This is a genomic window from Staphylococcus equorum (assembly GCF_001747895.1).
GTDB lineage: Bacteria > Bacillota > Bacilli > Staphylococcales > Staphylococcaceae > Staphylococcus > Staphylococcus equorum_A.
On sequence record NZ_LNNB01000018.1, the window covers coordinates 25,185 to 41,996 of the forward strand.

The following is a 16,812-nucleotide window of genomic DNA, read 5'->3' on the forward strand; positions in this document are numbered from 1 at the left end:
AAACCCACAAAGCAGCGTAGCAACATCAAAATATATGTATGATTACTCTATTCCCAAATATGATTGAATTAAATATATTTCTAAATTGCGTTATTTATATAGATAGCGCTATGTATTAATAGTTTTATTTATTTTCTGGTAAAGCATATTTACTAATTCTTTATTTTTTAAAAATAATACACAAACATACTAGTGAGATAATTAATAAGTACGTATTTATCTATCTAGGGGGATTTTATGTTTAACAATATGAAAAGAAACACAATTTATTCTATTAGAAAAAGTATGATAGGAACTGTTTCAGTTACAATTGGGACATGTCTATTACTTGGGATGAGTAATCAAGCTTCCGCCGCTGATCATAGTCAAATTAAAAATGATACTGAAACTACAACTGCTCAAGATCAAACTAGTAGTCAAGATCATACATTAGAATCATCATCTAAATCAACATCTACAGATAATCATAATTCGAACAATAATCAAGCAACAAATATACATAATCAAAATGAAGGCACTACAGAAGAACCTAAAGAAGAAACTACCGACGAAAATGACATAAAGAAAGAAAATCAGTCACCGAGCACACAAAATGCATTAAATGATGCTTCAGACACACAAAAACCTGAACAGCCGACTGAAAGTGATGCTAATGAAGAACAAACTATTGATAACAACACTAAAGATTCAAGGGAATCATTAACAAGAAATGATTCAAATAAAGAAGAAATTACAGAGCAGAATACACAAAAATCTCAACAACAAGAGCTTCTTAAAGAAGAAGATAAACAAAATGATTCAAATGTTGAAAACCCAAAATCTGACCAGCCACCAAACCCTTCATCTAGTGACGCTACACAAGAACAAGTCCAAAATGACGCCGAATCCAAGCAAACTATAGCGCAAACAAAGGATTCAAATACATCAACAGCGCATTCAAAGACGCCATTAAATGAAACAGATGCAACAACAGATAATTCGAACACTCCAAATGAATCAGACAAATCCACAAAACATTCAAAAGCTTCATCAGATAATGCAAACGCAACTGCACAGAAACAACAAGACTCAACAAACAAATCGGTCAACAAAACAGAGCATAATATAAACCCACCACATAAAATAGAAGACGCATCATCGGCATCGCAATCCGCTTCAGAACCATTGAACAATAATTATATTCACAGTGATGCTATTTCATCTAACAGCACATCTACTAAAGACTTAGAAAATTTAACCAATGCAGAACGCACAACACTTTTAAAAGAGATTCAACATAATACCCAAAAACAAGACAAACAGCCAAAAGCAGTCTTACAAATGGCATCTGCTCAAAATCCAACAATTAGAAATACACGTAACGCTTCTAAAGATTCAACATCACTCAACATTAATCACACAGGCCGTTATGATAGCGGTGCTGGCTTTGATAAAGGTGGTACAGAAATTGTAAAATACAACCCTAAAAATGGTTACGCCTATTCGATAAATGGAGATAAAGAAGCATTAGATATTTTAGATATTAAAAACACTAAAAACAAAGAAATTCAGCTCGTAAATCGAATTTATCTACAAGATGCTGGCATTGAAGCAGGTGATCTTACAAGTGTAGCTGTTCATCCTGATGGTAACTATATTGCCCTTTCTGCACCTGCCAAAGATAAAACAAAGCCCGGTCACGTGGTCTTCTATAGTGATACAGGAAAATACTTAAATGATTTGACGGTAGGCAGTCTACCCGACATGGTAACTTTCACAAAAGATGGTTCTCGTTTACTTGTAGCCAATGAAGGTGAACCCTCTGACGATTACAAAGTGAATCCAGAAGGTTCTGTGTCAATTATCGACACATCAGGTGCACCAACCGAATTAAACAACTCACACGTTCGCACTACTTCACTAACACAAGATCATATGAATGAATCTATTCGTGCATTAGGTCCTAATAAATCTCAAGCTTATCTAAATTTAGAGCCAGAGTATATCGTGACCGATGAAAGTGGGAAATATGCTTACGTGACGATTCAAGAATCAAGTGCTATTGCTAAGCTAGACATTGAAAAAGGTGAATTCGTACAAGTCCAAGGATTACCCTATAAAGATTATTCCTTACCTGAAAATGCTATTGATCCTTCAGACAAAGACGGTAAAAAAGAGTTACGCCCTGTACCAGTACTCGGTATGTTACAACCAGATGGTATTGATTCATACGAATATAATGGAGAAACATATTTATTAATAGCCAATGAAGGTGATTCACAAGATTATGAAGGCTATTCAGAGGAAGTCCGTGTCAAAGATATTAAAGATGATATTGAATTAGACGCTAAATACTATGAAGGTTATACGCAAGAAGAATTAGATGTGCTTGTGGCTAACGGGCTATTTGATGATGATCAATTAGGCAGATTAAAAGTGACAACTTCTCACAAATTCAGAGATGAAAATGGAAAATATAATGCACTCGTAACGTTCAGTGGTCGCTCATTTTCAATATTAAAAGGTTCTGACCTATCTATGGTTTACGACAGTGGCAATGATATTGAACAGCGTATCAAAGATATTTTACCAGAACGCTTTAATGCTAATTATGAAGATTTTAATGAACTAGAAGTAGATGGTAGAAGTGACGATAAAGGTCCTGAAGTCGAGTCTATAGAAGTTGGTACTGTCGGCAATCAAACTTACGCATTCGTCGGCTTAGAACGTGTAGGAGGCATCATGATATATAATATTACGAACCCTACTGCTCCTGCATTCACGCAATACCTTTATGATGAACAAAATAAAGATATCTCACCTGAGGGTATTACTTTTGTCTCTGCAGAGGACAGCCCGACAGGCAAAGCAATGTTAATCGTATCCTTTGAATTGTCAGGCACTACATCTACATTTGAGTTAAATCAGATTAGTGGAACTGAACAAGTACCACCTAACGACCAAGACAACACTCAAAATGAACATCCATCTGCAAACGGTGATTATGGTGAAGATAATGATACGATTGATTTAAATGACGAAAATCCTGAAATTGAACATAATTCAGAAGGTCCTCTTGTCGATCAAAATGCAGAAAGTGAGAACCCTGACGCATTAATTTCAAAAAATCCATCAAATACTCAAAATGACTCGACTCAGTTAAATAACAACTCGACAGCTAAATCAACTGCTCTTTCTACAGCACCTAGAGCTACACAATATAATAATACGATGAAAAATCAAAAATCAGTTTCACAATCAGAACAGCCTATACATCAGCTAGCTACAGAAACACATAACCAAAATGATCATCAATATAATACAAATATTAATAAAACAGGTACAACAAACACTAAACTTGATAAAGAAGACATTCATCTCGATAAGCAAAACATGACAAATGAACATAGTCATTCAACTGAAACACAACAATTACCAAACACAGGTCAAAGCCAAAGCCAAGTACCACTATGGTCATCATTAATTTTAGGCGCTTGCCTACTATTGATTGGCAGAAAACAAAAAGAGAAATAAATAATATTCACCTATCGTAAAATAATTAAATACCAAAATAGGAAGCATTATAATCAAATGCTTCCTATTTTGATTTATTGTTGTTTACTTATCTCCCATTGATAAGGGTCTGGTAAATTGCTCCAACCTTGCTCTATTTCATGACGATTTAATAAACATGCATCGAGTTCACGTTCAATTTTTTCAATATCTAAATCCGTTCCGATAATGACAAATTGTGTATTTCGGTCTCCATATTCAATATCCCACGTCTCTGCAACATCTGTTCTTTCTTGCAATACCTGTCTTTGTTGTTCTAATGGCATCGCAGCTACCCAATAGGTCACTGGACTAATGTTACAAGATGACCCAGCTTGTGATAATAAACAGGCGACTTCATTATATTGTGCGAGCCATACGATACCTTTGGAACGAACGATGTTATCTGACATATTTTCCAACCAATTATTAAAACGTTCCGCGTGAAACGGTAATCTTCTTGAATAAACAAAGGAACTTATACCGTATTCTTCAGTTTCTGGTGTATGTGTCGCATGCCCACCTTCAGTTAATTCTTTAATCCATCCTGCAGAATCACTCGCTTTTTCAAAATCAAAGCGTCCCGTATTTAAAATTTCGTTTAATTCTACCTCTGCATTCACCGTTTTAATTAATTTCGCTTCAGGTTGTAACTGTCTCAGTACATTTTCAAGTTTCTGTAATTCATCGTCAGTAACTAAATCTGTTTTATTCAATATAAGGACATCACAGAATTCGACCTGATCGATTAGTAAATCTGCAATCGTGCGTTCATCCGTAACATCAGCACCTTGGTCTCGATCGACTAATAAATCTTCCGAGTTAATATCATTGGTGAATCGATTCGCGTCTACTACTGTCACCATTGTGTCTAATTGGCATATTGACGTTAAATCAATGTCGAGTTCGTCATCTATGTATGAAAATGTTTGGGCAACTGGTACAGGTTCTGAAATACCTGTTGATTCAATAACAATGTAATCTATATTTCCTTTGTGTACGAGACGTTCTACTTCTTTTAATAAATCATCTCTCAATGTACAACAGATACAGCCATTCGATAATTCAACTAGTTTCTCATCAGTTCTGGATAAGCCGCCACCTTCTGCAACTAAATCTTTATCGATATTGACTTCACTCATATCATTTACAATAACTGCTATTTTACGTCCCTCTCGATTTTTTAAAATGTGATTGAGCAACGTAGTCTTCCCTGAACCTAAATAGCCACTTAAAACAGTTACCGGAATTTTACTCATTAGACTAACTCCCCTTTTATAAATCGTAATAATTACGTTTTATAATGTAACGTGAATTATAAGTAAAGTCAATATTATATTTTTAAGACGTGTTAATCACCCTATCTTGGAAAAGATTTTTAATCGTAAAAGTGCTGACAACATTACATTTTGTTGTCAGCACTTTTAATATTTATTTAGCATCTTAGTTACTTATTAAAATCGTAGCATTATAAATCTATTAACTGTTTCATTTATTGTTCCTTTTTTCACTCTAAACTAATATTTCCCCTTCTTTTTTCGCAATATGCTTAACCGCTTCGGCGACTTGGTGAGCGACGTTTTTATCTAGCGCATTGGGAATGATGAAATCCGCTGCTAACTGATCTTCTCTTATTGAGCTAGCAATTGCTTTAGCTGCCGTTATTTTCATTTCTGTAGTAATATCACTTGATTGTGCATCTAACACGCCTCTAAATATTCCAGGAAACGCTAATAAATTATTGATTTGGTTAGGATAGTCCGAACGTCCTGTGCCAATGATGGTAGCTCCAGCTTCTATTGCTTCTTCTGGGTATATTTCTGGGGTAGGATTGGCTAATGCAAAAACAACTGGGTTATCATTCATTGACTGTACATGATCTTTTGTTAATGCTTTGGGACCTGATACACCAATAAATACATCTGCATTTTGAATGACATCATCCAATGTGCCTCTAGATTCTTCAAGATTTGTATATGTTGCAATGTCTTGTTGAGCGCCGTTCATCCACGTTTCTGATTTATTTAAGACACCTTCTAGACTGACCAGCGTAATATTATTATATCCTGCTTCTAATAATAACTTAGCAATCGCAATACCTGCAGAGCCTGCACCATTAATAATGATTTTTGTAGAATAGTTTTCTTTTCGAACAAATTTAAGTGCATTGATTAATGCTGCAAGCACAACTATTGCCGTTCCATGTTGATCATCATGAAATACTGGAATATCAAGTTCTTCAATTAATCTTTTCTCAATTTCAAAACAACGTGGTGCGGATATATCTTCTAGATTAATTCCAGAAAAATTAGGTTCTAACGCTTTTATAATAGATATAATTTCTTCAGTATCTTTTGTATTTAATGAAATTGGAAATGCATCTACATTTGCCAATTTTTTAAATAAAATACTTTTCCCTTCCATAACTGGTATAGCAGCTTTGGGTCCAATATCACCTAGTCCAAGTACAGCCGTACCATCCGTAACTACAGCAATCATATTACCTCGCGCTGTTAACGAATTTACTTTTGATTCATCTTCTGTAATCGCCTTACATACTTCAGATACACCAGGCGTGTATACGACACTCAAATCCTGTTCATCCTTAACCTCTACTTTACTCGTAATTTCTATTTTTCCTGAACGTTCATGGTGTAAACTGATTGAATCTGTAGTTTCATTTCTTACTGACATATTTATTACCCCTTATTTAGTATTGTGATTTAACTTAGCATTTTCAACAAAAATGTTGCCATGATGACTGTTGATACGCCGCCTATTCTGGTAGCAACTTGTGCAAATGGCATAAGTGCCATACGTTTAGATGCTGATAATATAGCTACATCTCCTGTACCACCTAAGCCACTATGACATCCCGTCACGATAGCGGCATCTACTGGATACATTTTCATCAATTTACCTACAAAATAACCAGAAAGAATCATGGTTAATACGACTGATGCACATATGACAACATATGCTGGTGTAACAATTTTGACGACATCTTCTAAAGGTATGTACAACATTCCAAGACCTACCATTAATGGCCAAGTCAAACTTGTAGATACAAATTTATATAAATTATGCGCACCATCTTCCATTTTGTGTGGCATTACTTTCAAACATTTAATAATCGTTGCAAATAGAATCATAATAACTGGCCCCGGCATACCTATGAATTTTTGACCAAGCGTACCAACAATAAAGAAACTACAAGCAATGAGTAAACCTGCTCCCATAAGTGAGAAATCAATTACTTTTTCTTTATCTTCTTTATCCTCACTCGTTTCATCTATGTTTTCAGATTTAATTAATTTTCCATTTCCTGAAAGCTTTGTATGTTTTTCACCTACACGCATCATGACTCCTGCAGTAACAACCGCAAATATATTACCAATTACTGCTGCTGGAATCATTTGAGAAACGAACGATTCAGCTGTGCCTCCCAATATAGCTGAGTATGCAATGGATAATGGGAGAATACCTTCACCAATACCTCCTCCAATAATAGGTACAACAATATAAAACAATGTATGCTTAATATCATAGCCAAATAGTAGGCCGACTAATAAACCAGCAGATACTGCCAGAATAGTTCCCACTAGTAAAGGCACAAACATACGTGTAAATCCTTGAATTAACACTTTACTATTCATGCCTAAAATACTTCCAACAACCAAACAAGAAATATAGAAATATAAAAAGTTCGATGTCTTCATTAAACTTGTTACCGCTTCCATAGAAGATGTGTTAATAACATCTAAAAACACTAAAACAGATGGTACAAGTAATGCTAAAATAGCTGGTCCCCCGATATCTTTTAAAATCGGTAATTTTTGACCAAGATCGCCTAGTAAGATACCCAAAATCATGATTACTGCGAATCCACCAATCATGTCTGCAGGTAACGTATTATATACGGACGCAGCTAATATAATTGCAGCTAGTATTAAGTAAAGTGGTAATGGTAACACGCCCACTTTAATATGAATCAGCCTTTTTCCTAAACTTTTAAAGCTGCGCTCTATTGGCACCCCTTCATTAGTAAGCGCTTTCAAATTTGCTTTCGTATTCATGATTAACCCCCTTGTTACGTATAAATCTATTCTATTCATAGACGATATAAATTTATAGCTTATGAAATTTTAATTATCTTTTTGTAATTAAAAAAACCGAATCAAAAGGAATTTAATCCTTTTGATTCGGTAACACTTCACTATAATTCTATATAACCCTTTAAATACTGAAGATTATCCTTTTTAACCTTATAGAAATTAATGGGCCGCCCTATACCATAATTTAAAGATTCTTCTAAAATCTCTATATCCGTTAAAAACTTTAAATATTTTCTTACAGAAACTCTCGAAATATTGACGTGCTTTGAGATGTCATCTGTAGAGAATTCATTTTCTTCAAAGTATTTCATTTTATCAATAATCACTTGTAACGTTGCTTCCGTCACACCTTTTGGTAATTTCAACTCTGAATCACGGTCAACAATTTCCTTGTTAAGAAACTCAGCATCAATATCAGTTTGATTAATACTACTCGTTTTATTAAAGAATGTGAGTCCTTTTTTATATCTCAACAATGATTGTTGAAAACGCTCAAAGTCGAAGGGCTTAATTAAATAATCAACAGCGCCGTAACGAAATGCAGTTTGAATATCCTCGACATCAGTAGCTGCTGTGATGAGAATTGCGTCTATTTTATAACCTTGCTCTCTTATATATTTAAGAAATGTGAGTCCATTTTCCTCAGGCATGTATATATCCAGCAATAGTAAATCAATTTCTTTATTTTCTATATGTTTTATAGCTTCTTTAACATTCTGTGCAATATCAACTGAGGTTTGGTCATCTATTTTTTTAATAAATTGTTGATTTATTTGTGCAACCATTGGATCATCTTCAACAATTAAGATATTTAACATTTATAATCCCCCCTTTTCTGAATAATTTATAACGACTGAAAATGTCACATTGCCTTCTACATTAGAAGCTACATTTATTTCCCCGTTAAGTTTCTCTACGCTTTGTTGAACAAGGTGCAGCCCATAGCCTCTATCCTCCCCTTTAGAAGAGTAGCCCTTTTCAAAAATTTGATGTTCTAATTCACCTTTTAGACCTAAGCCTGAATCTACAATATCTATGATTAATGCGTTATTTATATATTTCAAATGCACGTCAATTGTTTTCTCACTAACAGCAGATGCGCTTAAAGAATCTATACTATTATCTATTAAATTACCTATAATTGTAATCATTTCATGAGTAATATATGAATGCTTCGGTTCTGGAATCATTGTATGGCTGATAATAGACAATTTAATATTCTGTTCTCTCGCCAAACTTAATTTGCCAATTAAGAATCCAGCTAACACAGGATCTTTAATCTTCGACGTAATACTACCATTCTCTTGGCTGCCTAGTTCAACAATCTCATGTATATACTGTTTTAAATCCTCATAATGTTCCATTTGCAGCAGGCCAGAAATCACGTGCAACCTGTTACTAAACTCGTGTGACTGCGCACGTAATGTATCAGCATACGTCTTCACACCTACTAACTGTTCTGAAAGTTTGTTCACCTCTGTCTTATCTCTAAATGTTGAAATTGCACCAACAATTTCATTATTTACAACCAGTGGCACTCTATTAACCAAAATCTTCACTCCATTAATATTTTGTTCCTTGTCCAATTCTGGTTTACCTAACTCGAGTACTTTTGGTAGTTGTGTAGACTCCATATAATCATCAATCTTCATGCCGATTGGATTGCCTTTTAAATTTGCCTTATTAAATATATCCATCGCTGATTTATTCACTAAATTAATCTTACCTTCTTTATCAACAGCAACGATACCTTCATGAACAGATTGCAACATCGTGTTCCTTTCTCCAAGTATCTTAGCAATATTCGATGGTTCTAAACCAAGTAAAATTTTCTTAATATATCTAGACAGTAAATATGCACCAATGGCACCGACAATAAGTCCAACAATTGACCCAATGATAATTTGCTTATTCCCATCTGCAAGTGCTTCAGAAACACTTTTCATCGGTACACCAACGGCAACTACTCCAACTTGCTTACCATCAGCATAAACAGGGGTAAATGACCTTAATGATTCACCGAGCGTCCCTTTAGAAATCGAAGCACTCTCTTTACCGTGCAGCGCATTTGTTTCATCGCCACCTTTAAAATGCTTACCAATGCGTTTTTCATTAGGGTGAGATTTTCGTATCCCGTTCATATCCATCACAACAATAAAACTCACATCCGTTGATTGTTGTATTTCAGACACATACGTTTGTATACTGTTATCGTTGTCACCTTTTTTCAAAGTAGATTGAACAATCTCAGACTGAGCAACGGTCTTACCAATTACTTCGGCCTTCTCTTCAGTTGTTTTATGTATCGTATCTTTAATGGTCTTACTAATCAATACACTCGTAATAAGTAATGAAAATAACACTACAATACATACTACAATAATGATCAGTGTGCTTAACTTTAGTCTCTGTTTCTTCAAAGCCCCAAACCGCCTTTAGTTATTAAAATTTATACATATAATTATTAGAAATATATCATACTTTTTAGAATTAATTAGTATAAGTTTTAAATGTGAAATTTAATAGAATAATAATACAATTTGAAAAAAGACCGTAAATATCCCCATAAACAAGAGATAATATACGGTCGCATGTTAGTGCTTAAGTATATGTTTTGTTTGCTAAATTACTTTTTACAACTTAAAATTAGTTTGAATGTTGGTGAAAATGATTTCTAAATTTTTCCTTAGATTTTAAAATTTTAATGGAGTGAAATGCATGAATGACAGGATTGAACAATTCAAGAACATCATTAATAATTCTAATAAAATCACGTTTTTTACAGGTGCAGGTGTATCTGTCGCAAGTGGTGTCCCAGATTTTCGTTCTATGGGCGGGCTATTTGATGAAATTTCAAAAGATGGCTATGCACCTGAATATTTATTAAGTACGGATTATCTTCAAGATGACCCAGTAGGCTTTGTTGATTTTTATCATAAACGTTTACTTATAGCTGATAAGCAACCGAACCTTGTTCATCAATGGATTGCTCAACTAGAACAAGACAAACGTTCATTAGGGGTTATCACTCAAAACATCGACGGTCTGCATTCTGATGCAGGGAGTCTTAATGTTGACGAACTGCATGGTACATTAAACCATTTCTATTGTATTGACTGCCATAAGGCATATTTCAAAAATTATATTATGGAACAGCATTTACGTGATTGTGAAGTGTGCGGTAGCCCCATTAGACCTGATATTGTACTTTATGGGGAATTATTAAATCAAAATACGATATATAATGCACTGGATAAAATAAATAAAGCTGATACTTTAGTCGTCCTAGGTTCGTCACTCGTAGTCCAACCAGCAGCAGGACTTATTTCGAACTTTAAAGGACAAAATCTAATTATCATTAATAATGACCCTACACCTTATGATAACCACGCAACTTTAGTCATTCATGACGACATGGTCAAAGTGGTTAATGAATTAGAATATGTAGAGTGAGTTATGTAGTGAAGTGAAAGCATTTATAAAAAAGGAGAACGCGTTTTATAAGACGCGTTCTCCTTTGCATTTATTTTTAGATAAGTTATATTTCTATACCATTTCGTTGTATTACTTGTTTATACCAATCAAATGATTTTTTCTTTTTACGTTCTAACGTGCCATTGCCAGCATTATCTTTATCAACATAAATCATGCCGTATCTTTTACTCATTTCACCTGTTGATGCTGATACTAAATCAATAATACCCCAACTAATATAACCTAATAACGGTACACCATCTTGAATCCCATCATACATCGCTTGGAAATGTTGTTGCATATAATCAATACGATAATCGTCTTGAATGGTTCCATCTACTTCTACTTCATCTTTCGCACCTAAGCCATTTTCTACGACAAACAGTGGCTTCTCAAATCTTTCATATATTTGGTTCATCGTAATTCTTAAACCAAGTGGATCAATGACCCATCCCCAATCACTCATTTTTAAGTAAGGATTTTTAGCAGAGACAATAATATTGCCTTCATTTTTTTCCACTCTTGAAATATCAGCAATAGATGTTCGAGATGCATAATAACTAAACGCTACAAAATCTACAGTTTCTTTCAATATTTCCTTATCGCTTTCAATATCAATATTGAGACCTTTAGCTTTAAAGAATGCATCCATATAATAAGGATATTTCCCTTTCGCTTGCACGTCTACAAAGAACGTATTGGTTCTCTCATCATTCATAGACTGCCAGACGTCTTCTGGGTTGCAACTATAAGGATAGAAACTACCGCCTGCAATCATACAACCAATTTTCGCTTTTGGTGTGATGCGATGACAACTTTCGACAGCCCTAGCACTTGCGACTAGCATGTAATGTGCCGCTTGATATAAAACTGCTTCTTTATTTTCAGTTTCGTCAAAGGTTAAGCCACCTCCTGAAAATGGACTGTGCAACACGACATTGATTTCATTAAATGGAATCCAGTAATTCACATATGCTCCGAAATATTCAAAACAAGTTTCTGAAAATTTCACATATAAATTGATTGTTTCTCTATTTTTCCAACCATTATATTGCTCAACGATACCCATTGGAATATCAAAATGCGCAAGCGTTACGAGTAACTCCATATTATGCGCTTTACATGTTTTAAATAACTCAGTGTAATAATCGATACCAGCTTGATTTGGTGTTTCTTCATCACCATTCGGATAAATTCTACTCCAAGAAATAGATGTTCTAAACACTTTCAATCCCATTTCAGCAAGTAACGCAATATCTTCTTTATAACGATGATAAAAATCAATACCTGTATGACTTGGATAATATTCTGTATCACTTAATTTAGATTGTTTATTCCCTAGTTTTATCTCTTGTCGATTAGCGCCATGAGGAATTAAGTCTATATTACTTAATCCTCTGCCACCTAAATCCCATGCGCCCTCAGTTTGATTTGCTGCAATAGCACCACCCCAAAGAAAATCTTCTGGAAAAGTTTTTATAGTCATTTTTTAACCACTCCTAATATTGATGTATGTGCTTTAACGTCTACGTTATCGAATGACGTGATTGCGTCATAATCTTCAGTATTTGTAATCACTAAAATTGTTGTAGGATCATAACCCGCTTCAATAATTTCTGCTAAATCAAATGTTCCAATAACATCGCCAACATTCACATGGTCCCCTTGTTCTATTGCAGATGTGAATGGTTTTCCTTCTAACTTCACAGTATCAATACCTACATGAATTAATACTTCAACGCCCTCGTCACCTGTAATGCCAACAGCATGTTTTGTCGGGAAGACTGAAGTCACTGTACCGGTTACTGGTGCATAAATCTTGTTTCCTGTTGGTTCAATTGCAATACTCTTTCCAATCACTTCTCTACTGAATACATCATCTTGAACACTTGCAATCGGTTTGATTTCCCCTTCAATTGGGGATGCAATAGTAGTATTATCTTTCGTTCCTAAATCTAATAAGTCATCTTCTGATTCTGGTATATCTTCAAAACCAATCACTAACGTTAAAATGAATGAAAGCACAATTGATATGACCATAACCACAATAATCCATAAAATACTCATAGGATTGTCTTTATCTATAAATTGTACACTCGTAAACAATCCAGGTGCTGCCATAGAATGACTCGCAAGTCCTGCAAGTCCTGCAACTGCACCTGCTACAAATCCAGTTATAACTGATGCAATCATTGGACGTTTTAATCGAATGGCTACCCCATATAATGCAGGTTCTGTAATACCAGCAATAATTGCTGATGACGCTGCTGCCAAAGCTGTTTGACGTAATTCTCTATTCTTCGTTTTAAATGCTACTGCCATTGAAACCCCACCAAGAGATAAGTTTGCACCAATCTCAGATGGCATAACCATGCCTTCTTTACCTGTTTCTGCAATTGTTTGAACGATTGTTGGTGTGAACACGCGGTGCATACCTGTCATAACTAATAACGGCCACAATGCACCAACAATTGCTACTGCTAAGAATCCTAATTGACCATGGACAAAGAATACAATTTGAGCTAACCCTGTACCAATTAAAATACCAGCAGGGCCAACAATAATAATCGCTATAGGTGCTGCAATTAATAGGATTAACATTGGTTTCAAAAAGTTTTTCATGACAATTGGCGTAATATAATCTGCAAAATCTTCAATGTATTTCAGCAACCATGTCATGACAATTGCTGGAATAATCGTATACGTATATTTCACAGACATAACTGGAATAAATGCAAATGTAGCTTCTTTACCTTCAGCTGCTTTCTCCATAATCTCCATAAATACTGGATGGACCATGACCCCAGATACTGCCAATGCCAAGAATACATTACTGTTAAATTTCCTAGCAGCAGATACTGCAACAAGTATCGGTAAGAAGAAGAACGGTGCGTCACCAATCGTATTTAAAATATTAAATGTTGAACTTTCCTCTGATAACACACCCGTCATACTTAAAAGCATTGCTAATAACTTAATCATTGACCCACCAATGATAGCAGGGATTAATGGAGACATCGTACCAATAATTGCGTCTAAAATATTAATACCAACTTGTTTAATTGTTAATTTTTTCTTTTCAACAGGCTCGTTATTCTTATCATCCCCACCTACACCTAATTCTATTAACTCAGCATATGTTTTCGAAACGTTATTCCCAACGATAATTTGATATTGTCCGCCTTGTTTACGTAAACCCATGACTCCATCCAAATTCTTTATAATTTCATCATTTGCCTTACTTTCATCCTTTAGTACAAATCTTAAACGTGTCATACAATGCGTTAAATTCTTAACATTACCACTACCGCCGATGTTTTTTAGTATTTCATCAGCCAGTCTTAGATCATTTGCCATTTCTATCACTCCCGCCTTATTTAGAACAAAAAAAACGAGACCTAAACCACAAATAGATACACTTATCCCAAGATAAATTCATCTATTAATGGTTTAGGTCTCGCCTGCCGAACAGTCACAATCCTAAACAATTAATTGTTTATTTTGTTTTATTAACACTAAATATAGCACATAATTATTAATTGTCAACGCTTTCATTTCTAGAAATTAATCTTTGTATATGGATAGTTAAGTACAAGACTTCGTCTTTTGTCATTTCATATTGATACTTTTTCATTAAAAATACTTCGATTTTCTTCACACACTTAAACGCATCTTTATACTTCTCTTTTACAATATCGTAAAGCTCAATTTCACTCGTATTAAGTGGATTCTTCGACAGAATACGTTGTGCAAGAAACTTTAAATGTGTTACAAATCTGAAGTAAGTTAAGCTTTCTTCATCAAAATCTAATCTAAAGTGATACTTCACTAAACTTAAAATGTTCTGTACCATTTCAGTTACTTGGTTATAATCTGCTAAGTTATTATGCTCTGCATTTAACAAATGAATTGCGATAAAACCCACTTCATCAGCTGGTAATTTAACGCCTGCAATTTCTTCAATCCAGTCCAAACCACGCATCCCAACTTCATACTCAGTTGGATAGAACTTTTTTATTTCCCATAATAAGCCGTTTTTGATTGCCATACCTTCTTGTTGACGCTCAATCGCAAAGTTAATATGATCAGTGAGTGCAACATAAATCGTATCACTTAACTCTTTATGATACTCAATTTTTGCAACTTCAATAATCTTCTCAACTGCTTGCACAACCTCAATTGGCACTTCAATTAATAACGTTTTAAAACGGTCTGATATTTCTTGGTTATTTAAATCAAAAATTTTATCAATCTTTGATTCTTCGACAATGTCCCCTTCTTCCTTCTGAAACCCAATCCCTTTACCCATCACAACACGTTCCTGGTTGTTTTGAGTGACACTGATAACATTATTATTTATGATTTTATTTATTTTCATATGACACCCCTTATTATAGTATATTGTGCCATATCGGTAGAATGAATATCAACTCTGTAAACGCTATGAGCACTGCGTCGTTATTCTGTTACTAAATCAATATCTTTATTAAACGACCAAATTGGATGTTCAGTCATAATTTCATAGGAAGTCATATTCATTGACCTAAAGTATACTTTAAGGTTTATTATGAACAATGAAGTATATCAATAGAAATATTCTGATGTACGAATATTGGAGGAATTAATATATGTTAAATGTTAAAGCTAGAGCTGTGAATAGTCCAGATTCTGATTTTTATGCTACGGAAATTAAAAGACGTGATCTTGATACAAACGATATTTTAATAGAAATTAAATATGCAGGCATATGCCATTCTGATATTCACACTGCACATGGAGAATGGGGTCCCGTTAATTACCCATTAGTGCCAGGTCATGAAATCTCAGGAATTGTTAAAGAAGTCGGTTCTGAAGTTAGTAAATATCAAATAGATGACCGTGTCGGCGTGGGTTGCATGGTAGACTCTTGTGGGGAATGTGTACATTGCCAAAATGGCGAAGAACAATACTGTTTAAAAGGAAACGTCGGTACATATGCAGGTACAGACAGATATGGTGAACCAACTCAAGGTGGATACTCAACACATATCGTAGTACATGAAGATTTTGTATTACGTATTCCTGATAATATTGGTTTAGATGCTGCTGCACCTTTACTTTGTGCTGGCATTACGACTTATTCACCTTTACATCATTGGAATGCAAATGAAGATAAAAAAGTAGCGATTATAGGTATGGGTGGACTTGGACATATGGCTGTTCAAATTGCACATGCTATGGGTGCTGAAGTAACTGTATTATCAAGAACATTAAATAAAGAAGAAGATGGTTTGAAATTAGGTGCTTCACATTATTATGCAACAAGTGATGAAGCAACGTTTGAAACACTTGCAAGCTCATTTGATTTAATTATTAATACAGTGAGCGCGAATCTGAAATTAGATGATTACCTTGGATTATTAACGCTAGATGGTACAATCGTTAATGTTGGGGCACCCGCAGAGCCTATATCATTACATGTAGCAAATTTAATTGGTCATCGTAGATCATTTGCTGGTTCAGCTATTGGCGGTATAAAAGAGACTCAAGAAATGTTAGATTTCTGTTCAAAACACAACATTGAACCTCAAATCGAATTAATTTCAGCTGATCAAATTGATGATGCTTATAAGAGAGTCTTAGCTTCAGATGTTAAATATCGTTTTGTAATTGATACAAGTACTATGTAATATTTTTGAAAGAATAATATTCA

The 16,812-nt window shown here is 34.5% G+C and carries 11 protein-coding genes; 3 read left to right on the forward strand and 8 right to left on the reverse strand.

All coding sequences use genetic code 11. From position 1 onward, the window contains the following. Nucleotides 1-237: 237 nt before the first annotated feature. A complete protein-coding gene (locus AST02_RS08135; protein ID WP_069817250.1) occupies nt 238-3,513 on the forward strand; it encodes a choice-of-anchor I family protein in 3,276 nt (1,091 codons plus the stop codon). Nucleotides 3,514-3,587: 74 nt separating this feature from the next. Here the strand turns inward: AST02_RS08135 and AST02_RS08140 are convergent, their stop codons facing one another. From AST02_RS08140 to dcuS, 5 genes are all read right to left on the reverse strand, one after another. Next, nucleotides 3,588-4,790 carry a GTP-binding protein gene (locus AST02_RS08140; RefSeq protein WP_069817252.1) on the reverse strand — a complete coding sequence of 401 codons (1,203 nt, stop codon included), beginning with the start codon at nt 4,788-4,790 and terminating at the stop codon, nt 3,588-3,590. Between the two features lie 253 nt (nt 4,791-5,043). Next, entirely contained in the window at nt 5,044-6,225 is a 1,182-nt protein-coding gene (locus tag AST02_RS08145) for an NAD(P)-dependent malic enzyme (RefSeq protein WP_069817254.1), read from the reverse strand. Between the two features lie 29 nt (nt 6,226-6,254). After that, nucleotides 6,255-7,607, reverse strand: coding sequence for a 2-hydroxycarboxylate transporter family protein (locus AST02_RS08150; RefSeq protein WP_069817256.1), 1,353 nt, complete (start codon nt 7,605-7,607; stop codon nt 6,255-6,257). A 140-nt stretch (nt 7,608-7,747) separates the two neighbouring features. Continuing rightward, nucleotides 7,748-8,464 (reverse strand): response regulator, encoded by a 717-nt coding sequence (locus tag AST02_RS08155; RefSeq protein WP_069817258.1) that lies wholly within the window; start codon nt 8,462-8,464, stop codon nt 7,748-7,750. Further along, a complete protein-coding gene (gene dcuS, locus AST02_RS08160; RefSeq protein WP_069817260.1) occupies nt 8,465-10,066 on the reverse strand; it encodes a DcuS/MalK family sensor histidine kinase in 1,602 nt (533 codons plus the stop codon). A gap of 298 nt (nt 10,067-10,364) precedes the next feature. Between dcuS and AST02_RS08165 the strand changes: the two genes are divergently transcribed. Further along, nucleotides 10,365-11,099: an NAD-dependent protein deacylase gene (locus tag AST02_RS08165; RefSeq protein ID WP_069817262.1), complete on the forward strand. Its 735-nt coding sequence runs from the start codon at nt 10,365-10,367 to the stop codon at nt 11,097-11,099. 85 nt (nt 11,100-11,184) lie between these two features. Here AST02_RS08165 and ascB read toward each other — a convergent pair whose 3' ends face one another. The 3 genes from ascB to licT form a co-directional block, all read right to left on the reverse strand. After that, a complete protein-coding gene (gene ascB / locus AST02_RS08170) occupies nt 11,185-12,606 on the reverse strand; it encodes a 6-phospho-beta-glucosidase (RefSeq protein WP_069817264.1) in 1,422 nt (473 codons plus the stop codon). Next, nucleotides 12,603-14,477 (reverse strand): PTS cellobiose/arbutin/salicin transporter subunit IIBC, encoded by a 1,875-nt coding sequence (ascF, locus tag AST02_RS08175; RefSeq protein WP_069817266.1) that lies wholly within the window; start codon nt 14,475-14,477, stop codon nt 12,603-12,605. The genes ascB and ascF overlap by 4 nt, the downstream gene beginning before the upstream one ends. 178 nt (nt 14,478-14,655) lie before the next feature. Further along, nucleotides 14,656-15,498, reverse strand: a complete 843-nt coding sequence (gene licT / locus AST02_RS08180) for a BglG family transcription antiterminator LicT (protein WP_069817268.1) — start codon at nt 15,496-15,498, stop codon at nt 14,656-14,658. A gap of 250 nt (nt 15,499-15,748) precedes the next feature. Between licT and AST02_RS08185 the strand changes: the two genes are divergently transcribed. Next, on the forward strand, nt 15,749-16,789 hold the full coding sequence (locus tag AST02_RS08185; protein WP_069817270.1) for an NAD(P)-dependent alcohol dehydrogenase: 1,041 nt from the start codon (nt 15,749-15,751) through the stop codon (nt 16,787-16,789). Nucleotides 16,790-16,812 lie beyond the last annotated feature (23 nt).

What these genes read in the sequence shown, in the direction of transcription:
- AST02_RS08135 (WP_069817250.1), top strand. Translation starts at nt 238, where the DNA reads ATGTTTAACAATATGAAAAGAAACACAATTTATTCTATTAGAAAAAGT.
- AST02_RS08140 (WP_069817252.1), bottom strand. Translation starts at nt 4,790, where the DNA reads ATGAGTAAAATTCCGGTAACTGTTTTAAGTGGCTATTTAGGTTCAGGG.
- AST02_RS08145 (WP_069817254.1), bottom strand. Translation starts at nt 6,225, where the DNA reads ATGTCAGTAAGAAATGAAACTACAGATTCAATCAGTTTACACCATGAA.
- AST02_RS08150 (WP_069817256.1), bottom strand. Translation starts at nt 7,607, where the DNA reads ATGAATACGAAAGCAAATTTGAAAGCGCTTACTAATGAAGGGGTGCCA.
- AST02_RS08155 (WP_069817258.1), bottom strand. Translation starts at nt 8,464, where the DNA reads ATGTTAAATATCTTAATTGTTGAAGATGATCCAATGGTTGCACAAATA.
- AST02_RS08165 (WP_069817262.1), top strand. Translation starts at nt 10,365, where the DNA reads ATGAATGACAGGATTGAACAATTCAAGAACATCATTAATAATTCTAAT.
- ascB (WP_069817264.1), bottom strand. Translation starts at nt 12,606, where the DNA reads ATGACTATAAAAACTTTTCCAGAAGATTTTCTTTGGGGTGGTGCTATT.
- ascF (WP_069817266.1), bottom strand. Translation starts at nt 14,477, where the DNA reads ATGGCAAATGATCTAAGACTGGCTGATGAAATACTAAAAAACATCGGC.
- licT (WP_069817268.1), bottom strand. Translation starts at nt 15,498, where the DNA reads ATGAAAATAAATAAAATCATAAATAATAATGTTATCAGTGTCACTCAA.
- AST02_RS08185 (WP_069817270.1), top strand. Translation starts at nt 15,749, where the DNA reads ATGTTAAATGTTAAAGCTAGAGCTGTGAATAGTCCAGATTCTGATTTT.